18 protein-coding genes and 1 tRNA gene are annotated in these 19,500 nt (G+C 70.4%); 9 read left to right on the top strand and 10 right to left on the bottom strand.

All coding sequences use genetic code 11. The features are described from left to right. Positions 1–17: 17 nt before the first annotated feature. A complete protein-coding gene (locus tag SM754_RS17615; protein WP_323677543.1) occupies positions 18–449 on the bottom strand; it encodes a hypothetical protein in 432 nt (143 codons plus the stop codon). Positions 450–767: 318 nt separating this feature from the next. Here SM754_RS17615 and SM754_RS17620 point away from each other — a divergent pair, with 318 nt between their 5' ends. Continuing rightward, a complete protein-coding gene (locus tag SM754_RS17620) occupies positions 768–1,946 on the top strand; it encodes an aspartate kinase (RefSeq protein WP_323677465.1) in 1,179 nt (392 codons plus the stop codon). 36 nt (positions 1,947–1,982) lie between these two features. Here SM754_RS17620 and SM754_RS17625 read toward each other — a convergent pair whose 3' ends face one another. After that, entirely contained in the window at positions 1,983–2,642 is a 660-nt protein-coding gene (locus tag SM754_RS17625; RefSeq protein WP_323677466.1) for a metallophosphoesterase family protein, read from the bottom strand. Between the two features lie 163 nt (positions 2,643–2,805). Here SM754_RS17625 and SM754_RS17630 point away from each other — a divergent pair, with 163 nt between their 5' ends. Further along, the gene (locus SM754_RS17630) at positions 2,806–3,678 is read left to right on the top strand and encodes an SDR family NAD(P)-dependent oxidoreductase (RefSeq protein WP_323677467.1); all 873 of its coding nucleotides are present in this window, start codon (positions 2,806–2,808) and stop codon (positions 3,676–3,678) included. Next, positions 3,678–4,787 carry a patatin-like phospholipase family protein gene (locus tag SM754_RS17635; protein ID WP_323677468.1) on the top strand — a complete coding sequence of 370 codons (1,110 nt, stop codon included), beginning with the start codon at positions 3,678–3,680 and terminating at the stop codon, positions 4,785–4,787. Before SM754_RS17630 ends, SM754_RS17635 begins: the two co-directional genes overlap by 1 nt. A gap of 50 nt (positions 4,788–4,837) precedes the next feature. On the opposite strand, the gene SM754_RS17640 is transcribed toward SM754_RS17635, so the two are convergent. After that, on the bottom strand, positions 4,838–5,419 hold the full coding sequence (locus tag SM754_RS17640; protein ID WP_323677469.1) for an IMP cyclohydrolase: 582 nt from the start codon (positions 5,417–5,419) through the stop codon (positions 4,838–4,840). 127 nt (positions 5,420–5,546) lie between these two features. Here SM754_RS17640 and SM754_RS17645 point away from each other — a divergent pair, with 127 nt between their 5' ends. From SM754_RS17645 to SM754_RS17660, 4 genes are all read left to right on the top strand, one after another. Then, positions 5,547–6,839 (top strand): PQQ-binding-like beta-propeller repeat protein, encoded by a 1,293-nt coding sequence (locus SM754_RS17645; RefSeq protein WP_323677470.1) that lies wholly within the window; start codon positions 5,547–5,549, stop codon positions 6,837–6,839. Next, positions 6,836–8,068: an outer membrane protein assembly factor BamB family protein gene (locus SM754_RS17650; RefSeq protein WP_323677471.1), complete on the top strand. Its 1,233-nt coding sequence runs from the start codon at positions 6,836–6,838 to the stop codon at positions 8,066–8,068. Before SM754_RS17645 ends, SM754_RS17650 begins: the two co-directional genes overlap by 4 nt. 58 nt (positions 8,069–8,126) lie before the next feature. Then, positions 8,127–8,954 (top strand): homing endonuclease associated repeat-containing protein, encoded by an 828-nt coding sequence (locus SM754_RS17655; RefSeq protein ID WP_323677472.1) that lies wholly within the window; start codon positions 8,127–8,129, stop codon positions 8,952–8,954. 26 nt (positions 8,955–8,980) lie between these two features. Next, positions 8,981–9,053: transfer RNA gene (locus SM754_RS17660), tRNA-Gln, on the top strand. Between the two features lie 71 nt (positions 9,054–9,124). Here the strand turns inward: SM754_RS17660 and SM754_RS17665 are convergent. The 4 genes from SM754_RS17665 to SM754_RS17680 form a co-directional block, all read right to left on the bottom strand. Next, the gene (locus tag SM754_RS17665; protein ID WP_323677473.1) at positions 9,125–9,277 is read right to left on the bottom strand and encodes a hypothetical protein; all 153 of its coding nucleotides are present in this window, start codon (positions 9,275–9,277) and stop codon (positions 9,125–9,127) included. A gap of 87 nt (positions 9,278–9,364) precedes the next feature. Beyond that, on the bottom strand, positions 9,365–10,738 hold the full coding sequence (locus SM754_RS17670) for an oxidoreductase (RefSeq protein ID WP_323677474.1): 1,374 nt from the start codon (positions 10,736–10,738) through the stop codon (positions 9,365–9,367). A 93-nt stretch (positions 10,739–10,831) separates the two neighbouring features. After that, positions 10,832–11,413 (bottom strand): KEOPS complex subunit Cgi121, encoded by a 582-nt coding sequence (gene cgi121 / locus SM754_RS17675; RefSeq protein ID WP_323677475.1) that lies wholly within the window; start codon positions 11,411–11,413, stop codon positions 10,832–10,834. Beyond that, the gene (locus SM754_RS17680; protein WP_323677476.1) at positions 11,413–13,707 is read right to left on the bottom strand and encodes an ATP-dependent DNA helicase; all 2,295 of its coding nucleotides are present in this window, start codon (positions 13,705–13,707) and stop codon (positions 11,413–11,415) included. The genes cgi121 and SM754_RS17680 overlap by 1 nt, the downstream gene beginning before the upstream one ends. A 171-nt stretch (positions 13,708–13,878) precedes the next feature. On the opposite strand from SM754_RS17680, the gene htpX reads away from it, so the two are divergent. Next, the gene (htpX, locus tag SM754_RS17685) at positions 13,879–14,766 is read left to right on the top strand and encodes a zinc metalloprotease HtpX (protein ID WP_323677477.1); all 888 of its coding nucleotides are present in this window, start codon (positions 13,879–13,881) and stop codon (positions 14,764–14,766) included. A gap of 19 nt (positions 14,767–14,785) precedes the next feature. Here htpX and SM754_RS17690 read toward each other — a convergent pair whose 3' ends face one another. From SM754_RS17690 to SM754_RS17700, 3 genes are all read right to left on the bottom strand, one after another. Further along, positions 14,786–16,312 carry an aryl-sulfate sulfotransferase gene (locus SM754_RS17690; RefSeq protein ID WP_323677478.1) on the bottom strand — a complete coding sequence of 509 codons (1,527 nt, stop codon included), beginning with the start codon at positions 16,310–16,312 and terminating at the stop codon, positions 14,786–14,788. Between the two features lie 94 nt (positions 16,313–16,406). Beyond that, complete coding sequence (locus tag SM754_RS17695; protein WP_323677479.1) at positions 16,407–17,126, bottom strand: type 1 glutamine amidotransferase; 720 nt, start codon at positions 17,124–17,126, stop codon at positions 16,407–16,409. 115 nt (positions 17,127–17,241) lie between these two features. Further along, entirely contained in the window at positions 17,242–18,009 is a 768-nt protein-coding gene (locus tag SM754_RS17700; protein ID WP_323677480.1) for an alpha/beta fold hydrolase, read from the bottom strand. A 117-nt stretch (positions 18,010–18,126) separates the two neighbouring features. Here SM754_RS17700 and SM754_RS17705 point away from each other — a divergent pair, with 117 nt between their 5' ends. Then, on the top strand, positions 18,127–19,290 hold the full coding sequence (locus SM754_RS17705) for an HD domain-containing protein (RefSeq protein WP_323677481.1): 1,164 nt from the start codon (positions 18,127–18,129) through the stop codon (positions 19,288–19,290). The last annotated feature ends 210 nt before the right edge of the window (positions 19,291–19,500 follow it).

Below are 19,500 nucleotides of genomic sequence, written 5' to 3' on the forward strand. Positions count from 1 at the left end.
GCGGATGAATCGACGATTCAGGCGGGTGAGAGCCGGTAGCGGACGGTTCGCTGTCCGTCGAACCGCGGGCCGGCGCCGTCGTTCCGGAACCCGACGCGTTCGGCTGCCGCGGCGACGTCGCCGTCCGCGTCCGTGACGAGGAGTTCCACGCGCATGCTCTCGTGCTCGGCGAACCGGATGGGTTCGGCGAGCAACTGCTCGCACGCGTCGGGCGTCCCGTCTATCTGTGTGACGTGCACGACCTCGCCACGCACGTCGAAGCTCACGAACCCGACGACGTCGTCGGGGTCAGCGTCGTTCGCGTCGGCGTTCTCGTCCCTGGCGTTCGCCTCCCGTTCGACGACGCGGACCGTCCGGTCGTGGACGATGTTCCGCATCACGTCGGCGGGTGCGTCGGCGATCGCTGCCATCGCCTCGGCGTCCGCTTCCACCGCGTCACGTACACGCATCATCGAATGCTAACGAACCGCACGAACATAACTCCCCGCAACGACGCGCCGGTGCCACCGACCGTCGAGCGCCACGGGGTGTGCGGTGCCACCGGCCATCGAGCGCCACGGGGTGTGCGGTGCCACCGGCCGTCGAGCGCCACGGGGTGTGCGGTGGCCGAGACCATTCGCCGGGTGGGCGTCCGAGAGCGCTCTGCGTGAGACGCACGTGGGAGTCCGGCAGTTCTTTCCCCGGAGGACAGGAGTTATCTCGCGGCGCGGGTTAGGTGGTGCCATGACTCTTCGAAGCGCGGACGCTGACGGCCGCGAGGTGGCGGTATGCGCGTAGTCGCGAAGTTCGGTGGGACGAGCCTCGGGAGCGGGGACCGCATCAATCGGGCGGCGGACTCCATCGCGGCGGCGGTGCGGGAAGGCCACGAGATCGCGGTGGTCGCGAGCGCGATGGGGAACACGACCGACGAGCTCCTAGAGGAGATCCAGTTCGAGGTCGACGAGCTCGACCGTGCGGAGATCGTGTCGATGGGCGAGCGGACGTCGGTGCGGATGCTGAAGGCCGCGCTCGCGTCCCGCGGTATCGACGCGAAGTTCTACGAGCCGGGCGTGGACGACTGGCCGGTCGTCACGAACGAGGCCGGGGAGGTGGACGTGGCGGCGACGACGGAGCGCGCGGCGGCCGTCGCGAGCGACCTCACGGAGACGGTGCCCGTCATCACGGGGTTCCTGGCGGAAGGCCCGGACGGGACCGTCACGACGCTCGGTCGCGGCGGGAGCGACACGACCGCGGTGATGCTCGGGAAGTACATGAACGCGGACGAGGTCGTCATCATCACGGACGTCGAGGGCGTCATGACCGGTGACCCGCACGTCGTCGAGGGTGCGCGGAACGTCGGCCAGATAAGCGTGGACGAACTCCGGAACCTCTCGTTCCGCGGCGCCGAGGTCGTCGCCCCGAGCGCGCTCAGCTACAAGGACGACGACCTGAACGTCCGCGTCGTCCACTACCAGCACGGCGACCTGCTCTCGGGCGGTACTCGTGTCACGGGGAAGTTCCAGAACCTCGTGGACATGCGCGAGAGCCCGCTCGCGTGCCTCACGGTCGCGGGGCGCGCCATCCGGAACCAGACGGGCGTGTTCCACACGCTCAGCAAGTCGCTCTCGGAGTCCGGTATCAACGTCGACGCCGTCTCGTCGGGGATGGACTCGGTGACGTTCTACGTCGACGAGACCGAAGCCGAGCGCGCGGAGAACATCCTCCATCGCGAGGTCATCGACGAGGAGCACCTCTCATCCGTCACCGTCGACGACGACGTCGCCGTCGTCCGCGTCACCGGCGGCGAACTCCCGAACCGGCCCGGCGTCATCCGCGACATCGTCGACCCCATCGCGGACGCGAACATCAACATCCACGACGTCATGACGAGCGCGACGAGCGTCGCCATCTTCGTCGCCTGGGACGACCGCGAGGAGACGCTCGAACTCGTCCAGAACCGGTACTGACTCGGCTGTTACGTGGGCCGGTACTGAACTCGACCGTTACTCGCCGCGAGCGAGTCGCGTCCCGATACGTTTCGGTAACCCGGCTTCCTCGACCGCGTCCTGCACGGCGTCGACGTCGTACTCGACGCGGCGTTCCTCGACGGTCATCCGGTCGAGGTCGAGGAGCGCGTACGCCGCGTCCGGGTCGTCGTCACGGGGCTGCCCGACGCTCCCGGGGTTCATGACGATACCGTCGCCGTACTTCTCGTGCGCCTGGACGTGCGTGTGCCCCATCACGAGCACGTCCTCGTCGTCGAGCAGGCGCGGCGAGAACTCGTTCGGGCGCGTGTAGTGGTCGGGGTCGTTCGGGTGGCCGTGGACGACCTTCACGCGACCACCCGCCGCGAGGCGCTCGTCGGGGAGGTCCGCGAGGTACTCGACGTGCTCGTCGTCGAGGACGTCGCGGGCGTACTCGACACCGGCCTGGGCCATGTCGTTGAACCGGAACCCGGAGTCCTGGACGACGGCGCGGTCGTGGTTCCCCATGACCGTCGTCGCGCCCTCGCGTCGAATCAGGTCGATGCACTCGCCCGGCCACGGCCCGTAGCCGACGACGTCACCGGCGCAGAGGACGCCAGCGACCCTCGGCATGTCCGCCAGGACGGCGTCGAGCGCCACGCGATTCCCGTGGACGTCGGAGATGACGGCGACGCGCATACGCTCCGTGTATGCCACTCGACCCTTTCAGTCTCCCGGTGCATATCCATGCTCGACTCTCGTCGAGTGCGGCGCTCGGCGTCCTCGCGGCTGCGACCACCGCGCTCGTCCGCGATACCCACCGGAGGTAGCTTCTTGGTGCCGGCGAGCGCGCGCTTACTGTATGTCATCAGCGGACGACTTCGCACCCGCGCCCGTCACGCACGAGAACGTCATGACGGTCGACGACCCCGCGTTCGAGTCGGGGAACGTCGCCATCGTCACCGGCGCAGCGTCCGGCATCGGTCGCGCGACAGCGGTCGCGCTCGCCGCGAACGGCCTCAGCGTGCTCGCCACGGACCTCGACGAGGGGGGACTCGCGGACGCCGTCGACCGCGCCGACGAACTCGACGTCGACGGCCGCGTCGAGACGCACGAGGCCGATTTGACGGACGACGACGACATCGCGGGCATCGTCGACGCGGCCGCCGACGTCGGGGACGTGAAGTACGTCGCGAACATCGCGGGCCTCCAGCACATCGACCCCATCGAGGAGTTCCCCGTCGAGAAGTTCGACCTCATGCATCGCGTCATGCTCCGCGCACCGTTCGTGCTCGCGAAGCACGCCATCCCGCACATCCGCGAGAGCGGCGATAGCGAGGACGGCGGCGGCACTGGCGCCATCGGGAACATGGCGAGCATCCACGGGCACACCGCGACCGACGACAAGGCCGCGTACATCTCCGCGAAGTTCGGGCTCCGGGGTCTCACGCAGTCCATCGCCGCCGAAGGCGACGGCACGCTCCGCGCGTTCAGCGTCTCCACGGGCTACGTGAAGACCCCCCTGGTCACCGAACAGATTCCTGACACAGCCGCTGAACGCGGCATCAGCGAGCAGGAGGTTGTGGAGGACGTGATGCTCGGCGACGCGAAGGTCAAGGAGATGATGGAGCCGGTGGAGGTCGCGAACCTCTTCGTCCTCGGGTTCAGCGAGCACGGCCGCCACCTCGACGGCGGCGACCTCACGTTCGACGGCGGCCACCTCTACACGTACTGATGGCCGACGACCCCGACACCGCGACCGGATCGAGCGCGAGCGACGCGGACGGGTTGACGACGAACGAGGACGACGAACCGGGTGCGAGCGACGACGCGCCGACGCGCGTCGCCATCGCGTGCCAGGGCGGCGGCAGCCACACCGCGTTCACCGCCGGCGCGCTCGAGGTCCTGCTCGACGACCCCGACTGCGAGCTCGTCGGCCTGTCCGGGACCAGCGGCGGCGCGGTCTGCGCGACCGCCGCGTGGTACGGCCTGCTCGCCGACGACGAGACGCCCGCTGACGTCCTCGACGCCGTCTGGAGTGACGTCGCGGCGACCACACCGATGGACCGCGCGCTCAACGGCGCCGCCGTCTGGGGGTCGACCGTCGAGGCGAGCGGGTACCCGACACCCGACATCAGCCCCTACCAGAACCCGAGCGCGGCACTCGGCCAGCGTCGTCTCCGACGCGCACTCGCGGACAACATCGACTTCGACGCCTTCGACGACCTCGCCGCGCCCGACGCCCCACGACTCGCCGTCGGCACCGTGAACGTCGACGAAGGCGCATTCGAGACGTTCGTCGACGACGCCGTCACCGCCGACGCCATCCTCGCCTCCAGCGCCGTCCCCGACCTCTTCCCCGGCGTCGAGATCGACGGCCATCTCCACTGGGACGGCCTTTTCTCGAACAACCCACCCGTCCGCGACCTCATGGACGTCGCTCGCCACCGGAAACCCGAGGAGCTCTGGGTCGTCCAACTCAACCCACAGGACACCGACGACCGCCCGACGACGCTCCGCGAGATACGCGACCGCCGGAACGAACTCTCCGGGAACATCTCGCTCACCCAGCAGTTGCACTTCCTCCGGCGCGTCAACGACTGGATCGACGCCGGCCACCTCCCCGAGAGCGACTTCCAGCGCGTGACGCTTCGCCGCATCGAACTCGACCGCGACCTGTCGTACGCGACGAAACTCGACCGCGAACCCGAGTTCATCCAGCGCCTCGTCGACCTCGGCCGGACCGCGGCCGGCGAGTTCTGCGACCGCCGACGGGCCGGTGACGTCGACGAGCACTTCCACGTCGACGCGACTCGCGCACACGACGCCCACAGCGACGACTGATAGCGACGCCTGAACCCCTCGTCGAGACGGCCGGAACGAACGCCGGGCGCTCAGCCGTTGTGGATCGCGGTGTCGAACCCGTCTCCGTCCCGAGCGACGCCCGCGGCACAGACCGCGTGCTCGAACTCGTGGTCGTAGACCTCGGCCGCTGCACCCGCCGCGTCGGTCGCGTCGAGCGCGAACGACTCCGGCGCGTCCGTCTCGTACGTCGCGACGATCGTCGGCTCGTCGACCGCACGGACGAGCAGCGCGTCCCGACGCACGATACCGACGTACGCGTCGCCGTCGTCGTCGAGCACGCCCGCGACGCGGGGCGTGTCGTAGTCGTCCTTCTCGAAGTCGAGCGCGAGCAGGACGCTCGCAAGGGCGTCACGCGCCGGATACCCCAGGTCGAGCTTCTCGACTATCGGGTCGACGTGCGACCCGTTCCCCAGCACCGCCTGCGCCCCATCGGCCGTCGTCCGCACGCAGTTGTACTCCACGTACGGATTGTCCGTCTCCGGCGCGTCCGCCGTCGGCCCCACCGTCAGGGCGTCCTCGCGCTCGCGGATCTCCCGGTTCGGGAACGACCGGGAGCTCACTCGGTACGCTGCCACGTCCGGACCGACGACGACGAACCGACCCACGTACATACACGACCGTGTGTAACTCGTGACCTAATAGGCATCGATGTATGCACGAACGACGAGGGGTCGCGTGGGTGGCGAGTGTGCCCGCGATGGCACAAGACGTATGCCGCGAGCGCCGTCAGCCCCGCGTATGCGCCGCCGCGCCCTCCTCGCAGCCGCGGCCACCGCCACGCTGGGCGGCGCCGCCGGCTGCACCGCACTCGGCGACGACTGCCCGTCGCCCTCGACCGACCCCGCACCGCGCGACGGCCCGTGGCCGACGAACGGGTTCGACCGCGCGAACACCAACCGCGCACCCGCCGGCCCGGGCCCCAGCAGCGAGCGCTGGCGGTACCGACGCGGCACCGAGGGCGCCCAGTACCTCGTCGGGTTCTTCTCCCAGCCGCTCGTCGTCGACGGCACCGTCTACGTCGCGATGCGCAAGGGCGAGGCCGCCCGCGGCCGCGAGTACGCCGGAAACGTGCTCGCGGTCGACGCCGACTCCGGCGACCGCCGCTTCCGGACCGAGCTCCCGCGGCTCGCCGCGGGCGGGCTCGCCGGCCGCGACGACCGACTCTACGTGGGCGACGCGGCGGGCGTACTCCACGCGCTCGACCGCGCGACCGGCGACGTCGTCTGGTCGACGACCCTCGGCGACCGCGCCGTCGGCACGCCGACGACGTACGGCGACCGCGTGTACGTCGTCGACGACGCCGGGACGCTGCACGCTCTCACCGCGACCGGTGATCGATGCTTCTCGCGGTCCGCGAGCGGCGTCGCCGAGGGCCTGCTCGGCGGCCCCGACCGTCGGGCAGGGGCCGCACCCGCGGTCGACGCCGACCACGTCTACGCCGCGCACGGCGCGGACCGCGGCGACCGGCGGGTCGGCGTCGTCCGCGCCGTCGCGCACGACGGGAGCGTCGCGTGGACCCACGAGTTCCCGACGCCGGACGACGCGCCGAACGCGCCCACGCTCGCCGACGGCCGCGTCGTCGTCACCGGCGGCGACCGCCTGCGCGTCCTCGACGCCGACTCCGGCGACCGCCGCGGCGAGTTCGTCTTCGGGTACGGACACGCCGGCGCCCCGGCGACCGACGGCTCTCGCGCGTACGTCGGCGCGAAGAACCTCTACGCCATCCGGCTCGACGACCCCAGTCGCGCGTGGCGGGTCCCGAACCTCGCCGTCGACGGCGCCGGCGGCTGGGCGGACGCCATCCCGTTCGTCGCCCGTCCCGTCGTCGCAGACGGCACCGTCTACCACCGCGCCGCCGCCTACGACGCCCGGACTGGCGACCGCCGCTGGGGGTCGACGGTCGACGACGAGGTCACGACCGGGAACTACGCCACGCACGCCTACGGCCACCAGCCCGTGGCCGTCCCGACGGTCACGCCCGACGCGCTCTATCTCGCCCACCAGCACCGCGGCGTGGTGAAGTACGCATGACCCGCGACGACCATCCGACTCGGCCGACGCGCCGCGACCTCCTCCGCAGGGCCGCTGGCGCGAGCGCGCTCGCCGCGACCGTCGCCACCGCGGGGTGCGCTGGACTCGTGAGCGACGACGGCGGACCGAACGCGACGGCGGACTGTAGCGACGCCACGCCCGCCGTCGACCCGGCCTCTGGCTGGCGCGTCGCGAACGCCGACCCCGCCGGCACCGGCGTCGCTCCCGCCGACGCCGCCCCCGACGCACCGACGCTCGACTGGCGGTTCCCCATCGACGGCTACGTGGGCACCACCCGTCCCGTCGTCGACGCCGACCGCGTCTACACGCACGACCTCGACGCGCACGTCTACGCCGTCGACCGCGACACCGGCGACGCCGTCTGGACGCGCGACGACGTCGCGGACCCGCTCGGGTCGCCCGCCGTCGCCGACGACGTCCTCGTCGTCACCACGAGGACCGCGACCCTCGGTCTCGACCCTGCGACCGGCGACACCCGCTGGCGGACCGCTCACGCCGACCCGGAGCTCTTCGCCGGTCGTCCCGTCGTCCACGACGACGTCGCGTACGTCCCAGCCGGCCTCTCCCTGCTCGCGCTCGACGTCGACGACGGCGGCGAACGCTGGCAGCACACCACCGGCCTCGAGACGACCACCACGCCCGCCGTCACCGACGACGCCGTCTACTACGGCGACGCCGACACGAACCTCTACGCGCTCGACCCCGAGACCGGTGGCGTCGACTGGCGGTACAAGACCGAGAGCCACTTCGCCGCGAACGTCGTCGCCACCCCCGACCGCGTCTACGGCGCCACCGAGAACGACCGCGTCCGCGGGCTCGACCACCGCGGCGTCCAGCGGTTCGCCACCCAGTTCGACGCCTCCATCGCTCACCTCGCCGCCGACGGCGCCCGCGTCTACGTCGCCACCGACGACCACCTCACCGCCCTCCAGCGCGATACCGGTAGCGCCTGCTGGCGTACCGACGCGTACGCCGTCAGTTACGACAGCGGCCTCGCCGTCGTCGACAACGCCGTCTACGCGCCCATCGAGACCACCGCCGGCGTCGCACTCGGCATCTACGACGCCGCAACCGGCAACCGCCGGCGCACCGTCGACCCCGGCACCGACGACGCACCCGTCGCCGTCGAGATGGGCCCCATCGTCGCCGACGGCAGCGTCTACGTCACCGGCAACGCCGACGGCCTCGCCCTCACCAGCCTCTCGTAATCCTATTCAGGTCCATACAAAACACCGACTTTATTCAATATAGAAACGAAGAAAATATGTGGCCAACGAAGCCGACTGTATCGACGCCCTCCAGCGCGCCGCCCGGGAACTCGACGACTCCCCCACCAAAGCTGCGTACGACGACCTCGGACTCACCCCCGCGAGCGCCACCATCCAGCGCGTCATGGGGTCGTGGAACGCCGCGAAGGAGGCCGCCGACCTTGCGACGTACACATCGACCGGATCTCGGACACACCCGAAACCCGACGGCGTGGAATTACCCGAGGACCTCGACTGGGAATCGCTCTCCGCCGACCAGCGATGGCACTACAAGAACCGCGAGTGGAACACGGAGCGTTCGCTCCAACGGCGGGAACGACTTCGCTCGTGGCTCGCGGCGTACAAGCGCGAGGAAGGCGGTTGCCGTCGGTGTGATGCAACCGACCCACGAACCATCGACTTCCATCATCCCGATCCGGACGAGAAAGAACTCGCGGTCAACGAGATGGTCACGATGGGGTACTCGAAGGCGGACATCCGCGCGGAGGCAGACGCCTGCTTCCTTCTCTGTGCGAACTGCCACGCGAAGGAGCACTCCTGTGACGAAGCAGGTGTTAAGACAGCTACGACGAAGGCCGAGCGGCTCCGCGGATGGACGACCAGGTACAAGCGCGAACGGGGGTGCGGACGATGCCAGGAGGGAGACCCATCGTGCCTCCAGTTCCATCATCCCGGCGAGAAGCGCGCTGGTGTCGGTCGACTCATCTCCGATAGTGCGTCCGAGTCACGCGTCTGGACGGAGGTCGAGCGATGCGAGGTTCTCTGTGCAAACTGCCACCGACTCGAACACCACCGGAAGCGGGCGGGCGAAAGCGACAGGATTTAGTAAACCACCCCCTTCGTTTTGAATGCAGTCCTGTGGTGTAGTGGCCAATCATGAAGCCTTCTGGGGGCTTCGACGGAGGTTCGAATCCTCCCAGGACTACTTCTCCGCGTTCGTCACTCGGCGCCACGCAGTCCTGCGTTTCTCCAGTGGAAACGAAGGGGTCTGTGCGGTCAGTCCTGGGCGTGTTCCATGAGGCAGGCGACGGAGCAGTAGTAGTGCCTGATCTGTTGGGTCTGGCCCTTGTACTCCATCGGTTTGACGACCTCGATGTGTGTGTCCTCTTGCTCGTCGATGTCGGCCATGCAGACGTTGCATTGCGGCATTGTGTGTCACGTCACCCCCCGTTAGACGGTGACAAGTGTCTCGATTTTTCGCGTGGAGGGTTATCGGTTTATCGGCCCGTCGCCGTCTCACTTGCCGGTTTCGCGCGGTTCGGGGCTTTCGTCGTCAGGGTGGTAGACGCCGCGTTTCTCGAGGCGGCCGCGTTCGCGGAGGACGCTGGGCGTGCGACAGATACCGGGTTCGCCGGTGGCCTGCGGGACGGTGCAGTTGTTGCAGGATTCGCAGACGACGCGCGTCTCGGGGCTCGTGTGCTCGTGTTCGTCGAGGAGGCGTGCGCCGAGCCGTGGCTCGGCGTAGAACGGCCGGGCCATCCCGACGGCGTCCGCGGCGGCTGATGCGTCGGTCGTCGTCTCCTCGCCGGCACTCAGGAGTTCGTCCATCTCGCGGCGTTCGCGGACGCCGCCCTCGCAGAGGACGGGGACGTCGACGCGCTCGCGGACGCGCCGACAGAACTCGGCGTTCCAGGGGGCGTCGAAGGTCATGCGGCGCGCCTGGAGGCGGTTGAGTGCGCGGACGGCGAGCGCGCGCCAGCGGCTCCCGAACGCCTCGGCGTACGCGTCCCGGAGCGATTCGTCGGTCCACGCGCGCTTGGGGTGGGCGCCGCGGACGATGCTCATGTCCCAGAAGACGTTCGTCTGCACGGGGACGACGCCGTCGTACCCGTAGTCGGCGAGGCGAACCGCGAGGTCGACGCCGTCCTGGAGGTCGAGGTACCGGCGGACGACGCGCGGGGCCGGCGTTTCGGCGGGGACCTTCGTGACGACGGGGACGTCGCCGGCGCGGTCGCGTATCTCGTCGAGCACCAGTTCGAAGAACGCGCCGCGGTCGGCGAAGCGGTCGTCCCTGTGGTTGTAGAACGGCGTCGCGAACTGGTGGAGCAGGCCCATGTTCGCGCCGGCGAGGTGGACGCCGTCGTAGCCGGCGTCGACGCAGCGGGCCGCGGCGCGCCCGAAGTCCGCGGCGAGGGCCTCGACCTCCGCGGTCGTCATGACGTGCGGGTCGTAGTCGAGGAACCCGACGCGGTCGAGTGCGCGCAACTGCCACGGCGGCTCCGAGACCGCGAGCTGTGTCAGGTCGGGGTGGTCGCGGCGGTAGCCGGCGTGCCAGGTCTCCATCGACCGGAGCCCGCCGTGCTCGAGTTGCACGAATATCCGCCCGCCGTGGTCGTGGACGGCGTCGGTGAGTCGCGAGAGCCGGGCGACGAAGTCGTCGTCGTGCACGCGGGTCATCCCGGGTGCGGCACACCCCCCCGACTCGCGGACGATGGTCGCACCCTGGAAGACGAGGCCGACGCCGCTCGCCGCGGCGGGTTCCAAGTCGGCGATCAGCGCGTCGACGGCGTCGGGGCCGTTCCCGGCGCACTCGAGCAGTGGCGCGCGATACAGCCGATTCGGGACGGTGACAGACCCGATATCGAGCGAGTCCTCGAGGTGCGCGCCCATACCTCTCCGTTCGAGCGCGACGGGTTGAGCGTTACGCCGAGCCGAACGACCCGGGTGCGCGACACCTGCTCGTCAGTGCACGACACCTCCACGTCAATGGTCGATGGACAGCAGGACGACGCGTTCGCGCACCAGGTCGGCGAGCGTGGCGTCCGTCGCGGCCAGTTCGGCGTCGGTGACGTCGAAGAACTCGCGGACGCGCTCGCGGTCGGTCGCCGCGAACCCGTCGTCCGCGGCCACGTCGCTGCCGGCGTCGCGTGAATCGACGCCGTCGCTGGGGTGGCCTGCGTCGACGGCGTCGAGCAGGTCGACTATCTCGCTCGCGCACTCGCGCTCGGCGTCGGTCTCGGCGAGCGCGTCGTCCGGGAAGTCGCTCGCGACGACGACGACCACGGGACGCTCGCCCTCGTCGACGCCCATCGCGAGCGCGCGGTCGATCTGGCGGCGGCCCGCGGCGTACAGGAGCGTCTCGACCGCGGGGTCGCGAGCGATGGCGTCCTCGCGCTCGTGAGCGCGGGCAGCGTACCGGAGCGCGGTCGCGAGGTGGTCGCGGCCGGTGACGTACCGCGCGTCGAACGCCTGCACCACGCAGTCGTGGGTCGCGCCGGTGTCGCCGAGCGCCGCGACGAACGCGTCCAGGCCGTCGACCGTCGCCGTCCCCGCCAGTACCCGCATCAGAAATCACCCAGGCTCGCCTGCTGTTCGTCGTCGCTCTCGTCCTCGCCAGTCGACCCACCGCCCCCACCACCGCCGTCGGTCGCGTCGCCGTCGGTCGCGTCCCGCACCTCCTCGGGCGCGTCCGCGACGCTGACGTCGGCCATCGACGCGTCCTGCCGGCCCGCGTTCTCCAGGACCGTCTCCGCGGTCTTCTCCCGGCCGTCGAGCGCCGCGAGCACCGTCGCCTTCGGCGCCTCTCGGAGGTCCGCCCGCGTCTCGATACCCGCGTCGAACAGCCGACGAGCGCGTTTCCGGCCGACCTCGCGGACGCCCACGAGGTCGAGTAGCTCCTCGCGGACGCCGTCCTGCACGCGCTTGCGGGCCTCGCGGACGCCGACGACGACGTCCCCGCCGAGGTCGAGTTCGGTCGCGAGCGACTCCGCCGCGCCCAGCAGCCAGTCCGCGGTCTCGGTCTTCCCGCGGACGTCCCCGGGGCCGACGCCGTACCGCGTCGTGATGGCGTCCTCGTCGAGCTCGCTCGCCCAGTCCTCCATGAGACGCGCGGTCTTCAACGCGCTCAGCCAGTCCTCGAAGCGCGCGTCCTCGAACTCGCTCGGCGCCGGCCCCAGGAACTCCCGCTCGCGCTCGTAGAACGCCTCCGTGTACTCCTCGCGGTCCCCCGACTTCAGGTAGAGCTGGTACATGTCCGGCGTCCGACTCACGAGATGATACAGCGCGAGCGCGGAGGGTTTGCCGTCGGCGGCTTTGAGGCCGTCGACGATCTCCGCGGCGCTCATCGGGTCGAGGTAGAGCCGCGAGACCGTATGCCCGAGCCCGGTCGCCGCCAGCTCGTCGCCCTCGCGCGTCACGAAGTCGTTCTGTTCGAGGTACCGGATGACGTCGTCCAAGAGCGACTCCAGCCGCGCCGGGTCCTCCTCCTGGACGGCGTACAGCGTCTCCCGGAGGAACTCGACGAGCGCGGTCCGCGAGCGCGCGAACCCGCTCGCGACCGTCGACAGCACGTGCATCCGCAGCGCGGGTTCCGCGACGAGCTTCGACTGTAACTCCTCGGGGTCGGCGCGCACGTAGTCCTCGAAGAGCACGTCGAGGTCCTCGTGGGACTTCGCGAGCAGGACCGCCTCCCCGTACGGGTCGAGGCCGGGGCGGCCCGCGCGCCCCATCATCTGGTGGACCTCCAGCACGGGCAGGGGTTCCATCCCGCTGCCCGTGTAGCGCTGCCAGTCGCGGACGACGACGCGGCGCGCCGGCGTGTTCACGCCCGCGGCGAGCGTCGGCGTCGCGCTCACGGCCTTCAGCGTGCGGTCGCGGAACGCGTCCTCGACGAGCGAGCGGTGCTCGCTCGCCAGCCCGGCGTGGTGGAACGCCGCGCCGTTCGCGACCGCGTCCGCCAGGTCGTCGCTCGTCTCCGTGTCGCTCACGTCGCGGATCTCCGCGGCGAGCTCCTCGCAGCGCGCCGCCTCGCCGTCGGTGAGGAACGGACTGACCGTGTCCCCCAGCCGCCGCGCGGCGGCCTCGGCGTTCCGGCGCGAGTTCACGAACACGAGCGACGACCCGCCGTCCTCGAGCGCGTCGCGAACGAGCGCGGCCTCGGGCTTCTCGCCGCTCCGCGGCCGGACCTCGACCTGCTCGTCGTCCTCGAAATGCAGCGCGGAGCCGTAGTGCACGCCCTTCTTCAATTCGATGGGCCGCCAGTCCGAGTCGACGAGCTCGGCGTCCAGCCACTCCGCGACCACGTCGGCGTTCCCGACCGTCGCCGACAGCGCGACCACCTGGAGGTCGCTCGTCAACTGCCGGAGCTTCGCCAGCGTCACCTCCAGCGTCGGTCCGCGCTCGCGGTCGTCGACGAGATGCACCTCGTCCGCGACCACACAGGAGACGTTCCCGAGCCAGCTCGCGGAATTCCGGACGAGCGAGTCCACCTTCTCGCTCGTCGCCACCACGACGTCCTTCTCCGCGAGCCACTCGCTCGTCCCCTCGTAGTTCCCCGTCGACACCCCGACGTCCACGCCGAACTCCTCGAACGCGCGGAACTCCTCGGCCTTCTCGCTCGCCAGCGCCCGCAGCGGCACGATGTACAGCGCCGTCCCGCCCTCGGCGACCCGCGACAGCATCGCGAGCTGCGCGACGAGCGTCTTCCCGCTCGCCGTCGGCACGCTCGCCACCACGTTCTCGCCGCGCGTGACCCCCGCCTCGACCGCCTCCGCCTGGGGCGGGTACAGCTCCTCGATGCCGTCCTCGTGCAGTTGCTCGCGGAAGGCATCGGGAACGTTCTCCACGTCGGCGACCTTCATCACGCATCGCTTGGCGCCTCCCCCGGTTTAAATTGTCGTCCCGAGCCGGCAGATACGCTCGTCGAACGCCTCATCGAGACCGGGTTCGTGAGCCGGTCCGAGGTCCGGCCGACGGCCGTGCGTCAGCGAGCTATACCCGGACTTATCCCCGTTCGTCGCCTACGTGACCGCATGCAGTGGAAGACGGACTGGGGACTCCGGACGCGCATGGGGCTCACCATGTTCCTCCTGTTCGCAGTCTACCTCGCGTTCGCCGCCGGCCTCACCGTCGCGCTCGGCACCCGCTGGTGGGTCATCGCCATCGGACTGGGCGCGTTCATGGTCGCACAGTACTACTTCAGCGACCGCATCGCGCTCTACGGGATGGGTGCCAGGGAGGTGAGCCGCGAGGAGCACCCGGAACTCCACGCGGCCGTCCAGCGCCTCAGCCAGCAGGCCGACCTCCCGATGCCGACCGTCGCCGTCGCCGACACGCCCACGCCGAACGCGTTCGCCACCGGCCGGAACCGGAAGAACGCGACGGTGTGCGTCACGACCGGTCTCATGAAGACCCTCGACCAGGACGAGCTCGACGGCGTCATCGCGCACGAGCTCGCGCACATCAAGAACCGCGACGTCCTCGTCATCACCGTCGCCTCGTTCCTCTCCAGCCTCGCGTTCCTCATCGTCCGCTGGGGCGCGTTCTTCGGCGGCGGCCACCGCGGCGGAAACCGCAACGGCGGCGGTGGCGTCGTCGTCGCCATCCTCGTCTCGCTGGTCGTCTGGATCCTGAGCTTCCTCCTCATCCGCCTGCTCTCGCGCTACCGCGAGTACGCCGCCGACCGCGGCGGCGCCGCCATCACGGGCAAACCGAGCGCGCTCGCCTCGGCGCTCACGAAGATCAGCGGTCGCATGGACGACGTCCCGACCGAGGACGCCCGCGAGCAAGCGGAGATGAACGCGTTCTTCATCATCCCCATCAAGAAGGGGTTCGTCGGGGGGCTCTTCCGCACGCACCCCAGTACGGAGAACCGCATCGAGCGCCTCCGCGCGCTCGAACGCGACCTCGAATCGCGCTAGCCGCGCTCTCGACCTGTCTTCACGCGAGCGCGTCACGGAGCCGTCCGAGCGCGAACGCGACGCCGTCGACCGCGGCGACGACGCCGACGGCGACGACACCACCGAGGAGCACGAGCTCGAGCGACCCGACCCAGAACGGGAGGTAGAGGAACGCGTACCCCGCGAGTCGCTCCACGAGCCCGCCGCGCGCGCCGTCACCGTCCGCGCCCGCCGGCTCGCTCGCCACCGGCTGCGCCGTTCCGGTCGCCTCGGGCGTGGCGGTCCCGGTCGCCGACGGAGCCGCCGTTCCAGCGGTCGCCGGCCCCGCCGCGGGCTCGCCGCCACCGAGCGTCGGCGTGCCCTCGGGCTCCTCGGGGAGCTGCACGCGGTCGGCCTCGTATGGGATGCCGCGCTTCCCGTTCCACGCGACCTGATACCGCCAGACGACCTCGCCGTCGGGCGTCACCTCCTCGACCTCGTACCGGAGCGAGTTCGTCACGAGCGTGTTCCCGTTCGGCAACCGGTCCGCGTCCCGCGGCCACAGCAGGCCGTCGTCGTACGACCACACGACCGACTGCGTCGACGCGTTCACCTCGACGATGCGGTCGGCCTCCGAATCAGCGACGAGCACGTGCTCGCTCGACACCCACATCGGGTTGTGCTGGTCGTCGAGGATGGGCTCACGGCCCTCGACGTCCTCCCCGCTCTCGCGGACCTCGCCGACGACGCGCTCTATCGCCTTCGTCGACCGGTTCACCTCGAGGACGACGTCGAAGTTCCGGATGGACAGCGAGAAGTCGCCGTCGGCGAGCCGGTCGATGTCGTTCATGTGCGTCCAGTCGCTCTCGGGTCGCGGCCGATCCGGGCCACCGAACGTCTCCCAGAAGTCGGTCCCGGGCCCGATGTGCTCGCGCGCCCGCCACTCCCACACGACGGACTTGCTCTCGTTCACGACGAACGCGCGGTCGTTCCCCATGTCGACTATCGCCGTCTCACCGTTCGGCAGTCGGTCGGCGTCGTGGACCTCGTGGTGCGTGATGAACGCGTCGTACCAGCGGTACGCCCACGTCTCCTCGTTCGTCTCGTAGTCGACCTCGACGACGTTGTTCCGCACGCACTGCTCGGACTCGTGCTCGAGCGTCCGCTCCGGGCACTCGCTCGCCGGTAACTGCGTCGCGTACGACACGAGCACGTTCCCGTCGTCCAGCATCTCCGCGTCGAACACCCGCGAGTCTTCGGGCGCGAACGACCACACGACGTCGCCGTCCTCGACGACGACCGCCCGCCCGTTGTTCTCCCCGAACCCGCCGTAGCTCTGGACGGTCACGAGCACGCCCGTCCGGTTCGGCGTCGACGCGGTACCACTCGACCCGTTCGTCGTCCCGGCCGCACCGGTCTCTGGCGGTGTCGCCGTCCACCGTCCGTCCTCGGTCGTCGACGTCGCCACCCCGTCGGCGGTCACCGCCTGGAACCCGAGCGCGAGCGCCAGCACGAGCACGATCGCCACGTACGCCGCGACCCGCGTCCGTCGCTGACGGAGCGCCGCGACCGTCGAACCCACGTTCACACGACGAGCGTCGTGATACGCGAATAAGTGCTTTGCAGTTCGCGGTCGCCGCGTGCCCGACGGCGTCGCGGGACCGACGAAGCCGTGCGACCGCTCAGTCCGCAGCGACGCCCTCGGCGACGCGAGCGCGAACGTACGCCGTGAAGTTCTCGAACAACGCCTTCGCCTCGCACGCCGCCGCGTAGTTCCCCTCGGTGATACCGTCGTACACCGCCTGCTTGCGTTCGTCGCTCAACTCGTCCTTCCCCTCGGTGACCGACCGCGCCGTCTCCGGGTCGTACTCGGGATGGAACTGGACGCCGAACGCGTCACCGACACGGAACCCGTGATTCCCGTAGTCGTTCGTCGCGAGCTCGACCGCGCCCGGCGGCAGCTCCACGACCGCGTCCGAGTGCGTCGTGAACGCGGTGAACGACGACGGCACCCCCGACAGGAGCGGGTCCGCGTCGTCGCCGTCCTCGAACGCGCGCTCTATCTCCCGGTACCCGATCTCGTACTCGCCCATGTCCGCGACGGTCCCGCCGAGCGCGTCCGCGAGCAACTGATGCCCCCAGCACACGCCCAGCGCCGGCAGGCCGCGCTCCTCGACCGCCTCGCGAACCCACTCGCGAGTCTCCGCAATCCACGGCTCGTCCTCGTACACCGACGACCGCGACCCCGTCACCACGACCGCATCGTACTCGAACCCACAGGGGAGCTCGCACTCGGTCGCGTCGAACTCGACGAGGTCCGCGTCGAGCTCGCGCCGGAAGTTCCGGCGCGTTCCAGGGTCGCCGTGCGAAGCGTCCACGAACGCGATACGGGGTCGTCGCATCACCCGAGAACAGCGGTTGCGCGGGAAAAACGCTTGCGTCGCGTCGAGACGTTGCCGGTGTCTCGGACGACGAACCCGAAACGGAACCGACGGTCTGGAGGCCGCCGGATGCCAGTCAGTCGGCGGAGTCGAGGAACCCGAGGATGGCGTCGTTGACGGCGCGCGAGCGTTCGGCGTGCGCGAAGTGCCCGGCGTCGGGGAACGTCTCGCGGTCGGCGCGCGGCAGGCCCTCGGCGAGGTCGCGGCTCGCGTCGGCGTCGAGGAGTTCGTCGCTGCCGCCGTCGACGACGAGCGCCGCGTTGTCGATCTCGTAGAGCGGTTCGGCGTCCCAGCCGTCGAGCGCGGCGTGCTGGCGGTCCCATGACTCGCGGTCCGCGTCCTCGCTCCGCCACGCCGCGACGTCGTCGAGCGCCTCGGGGTGTTCGGCGCGGAACCCGTCGCTGAACGCCGACCGCAGGGTCGCCCGGCACGCACGGTCGTCGTCGGGGGCCGCGAATAGCGGCTCGGGGTCGTACGCCTCGCCCGACGCCGCGCCCGACACGAGCACGAGTTTGCGTGCACGACCCTTCCGGCGCGCGTACTCGAGCGCCACCATCGCACCGAGCCCGCACCCGACGACGTGCGTCGCACTCGCACCAGTGTCTTTGAGGACGGCGTCCAGGTCGTTCGCGAACGTCCGCATCGACAGGTCCCCATCGGGCCGCGAGGACTTCCCCGTCCCCCGCGGGTTCCACACCACCGCCTCGTACGGGCCCGCGAGCGCCGCGTGCTGCCACCCCCACAGCCACGCGCCCGTCCCGACGTCGGGCACGAACGCGACCGTCTCGCCGCTCCCCGCGGTCTCGTAGTACAGCTCGACGCCGTCGCGCTCGACCGTCGGCATACCCGGACGTGCACGACCCGAACGCTTGAATCCTCTCGTCGAGGCTGGCTCCCGTCCGCCGTCCGGGAGCCGGCCGATTCGCGTCCTTTTTCCACGCACCCCGCGACCGGTAGGCCAATGCGAGCGATCAAGGACAGCGTCCACGACTACATCGAGGTCGAGGGCGTCGCCGCGGACCTGCTGGACACGGAGGCGTTCCAGCGGTTGCGGCACGTCAAGCAGCTCTCGACCGTCCGTCTCGTCTACCCGAGCGCGAACCACACGCGCTTCGAGCACTCCCTCGGCGTCTACCATCTCGCTCGACGCGCGTGCCGTCACCTCGACATCGACGGCTCTCGGGCGGAGGCGGTCGAGGCGGCCGCGCTCCTGCACGACGTCGGTCACGGTCCGTACGGCCACCAGACCGAGGGTGTCATCGAGCGTCGCCTCGGCCGGCATCACGACGACGTGCACGGCATCATCGACACCGGCGAGGTCGGCCGCGTCCTCGAATCCCACGGCCTCGACACGGACGCGGTCGCCGACCGCATCGACGGCCAGGGCCGCCTCGGCCAGCTGGTCTCGGGCGAACTCGACGTCGACCGCATGGACTACCTCGTCCGGGACGCCCACCACTCCGGCGTCCCCTACGGCACCATCGACCAGGGACGCCTGCTGCGCGCACTGCGGTACGTCGACGGCGACCTCGTGCTCGCCGAGGGGAACGTCCAGTCGGCCGAGAGCCTGCTCGTCGCTCGCGCGCTCATGAACGCGACCGTCTACCGCCACCACGTCTCCCGCATCGCCGGTACGATGCTCGAACGCGCCTGCGAGCGCCTGCTCGACGAGACGAGCCTCCACGCCGAGGACTTCGCGCGGATGACCGACGACGAACTCCTCGCCGCGCTCCGGGACTGTCCGGCGACCGCCGACGCCGCCGCACGCCTCGGCACCCGCGACCTCTACAAGCGCGCGTGCTGGCTGGAACTCGACGAGACACCGGACCACGTCGTCGACGCGACGCACGCCGAACTCCGCGACCTCGAACGCGACGTCGCCGCCGCCGCCGACTGCGACCCCGCGTTCGTCCACCTCGACGTCCCCGGCCGCCCCTCGATGCCGGAGTCCTCCACCAGGGTCGTCGTCGACGGCGACGTTCGCCGACTCCACGAGGAGTCCCCGCTCGTCCAGGGCCTCCAGGCGTCCCAGAACGTCCAGTGGCGCGCCGGCGTCTACGCCCCCCCGGAACACACGTCCACCGTCGCGGACGCCGCAGCGTCGACGCTCGGTCTCGACACCTGAGGGACGCCGCAGCGTCGACGCCCGGTCTCGACACCTCCGGCCTCGCGGCACTCCCGTGGGGCTCGACCTCTCGACGACACGGGGACAGAAGTTCAATCAGCCAACAGGTTTTTGACGAGGGATGCCCAGCGTTACCATAGGGTGAGAACCCTGCGCGTAATCGGATCAGTCGTTGCCCCCTGACCGACACTCGGCACGCACCGAGTGACC

Origin of the sequence: Halorubellus amylolyticus, from assembly GCF_034808145.1 — an archaeon.
Taxonomy (GTDB): domain Archaea; phylum Halobacteriota; class Halobacteria; order Halobacteriales; family Natrialbaceae; genus Halorubellus.

Coding starts and splice junctions, on each gene's coding strand:
- SM754_RS17620 (WP_323677465.1), top strand. CDS start 768: ATGCGCGTAGTCGCGAAGTTCGGTGGGACGAGCCTCGGGAGCGGGGAC.
- SM754_RS17625 (WP_323677466.1), bottom strand. CDS start 2,642: ATGCGCGTCGCCGTCATCTCCGACGTCCACGGGAATCGCGTGGCGCTC.
- SM754_RS17670 (WP_323677474.1), bottom strand. CDS start 10,738: ATGGGCGCGCACCTCGAGGACTCGCTCGATATCGGGTCTGTCACCGTC.
- cgi121 (WP_323677475.1), bottom strand. CDS start 11,413: ATGCGGGTACTGGCGGGGACGGCGACGGTCGACGGCCTGGACGCGTTC.
- SM754_RS17665 (WP_323677473.1), bottom strand. CDS start 9,277: ATGCCGCAATGCAACGTCTGCATGGCCGACATCGACGAGCAAGAGGAC.
- SM754_RS17705 (WP_323677481.1), top strand. CDS start 18,127: ATGCGAGCGATCAAGGACAGCGTCCACGACTACATCGAGGTCGAGGGC.
- SM754_RS17700 (WP_323677480.1), bottom strand. CDS start 18,009: ATGCCGACGGTCGAGCGCGACGGCGTCGAGCTGTACTACGAGACCGCG.
- SM754_RS17630 (WP_323677467.1), top strand. CDS start 2,806: ATGTCATCAGCGGACGACTTCGCACCCGCGCCCGTCACGCACGAGAAC.
- htpX (WP_323677477.1), top strand. CDS start 13,879: ATGCAGTGGAAGACGGACTGGGGACTCCGGACGCGCATGGGGCTCACC.
- SM754_RS17645 (WP_323677470.1), top strand. CDS start 5,547: ATGCGCCGCCGCGCCCTCCTCGCAGCCGCGGCCACCGCCACGCTGGGC.
- SM754_RS17680 (WP_323677476.1), bottom strand. CDS start 13,707: ATGAAGGTCGCCGACGTGGAGAACGTTCCCGATGCCTTCCGCGAGCAA.
- SM754_RS17635 (WP_323677468.1), top strand. CDS start 3,678: ATGGCCGACGACCCCGACACCGCGACCGGATCGAGCGCGAGCGACGCG.
- SM754_RS17695 (WP_323677479.1), bottom strand. CDS start 17,126: ATGCGACGACCCCGTATCGCGTTCGTGGACGCTTCGCACGGCGACCCT.
- SM754_RS17615 (WP_323677543.1), bottom strand. CDS start 449: ATGCGTGTACGTGACGCGGTGGAAGCGGACGCCGAGGCGATGGCAGCG.
- SM754_RS17650 (WP_323677471.1), top strand. CDS start 6,836: ATGACCCGCGACGACCATCCGACTCGGCCGACGCGCCGCGACCTCCTC.
- SM754_RS17640 (WP_323677469.1), bottom strand. CDS start 5,419: ATGTACGTGGGTCGGTTCGTCGTCGTCGGTCCGGACGTGGCAGCGTAC.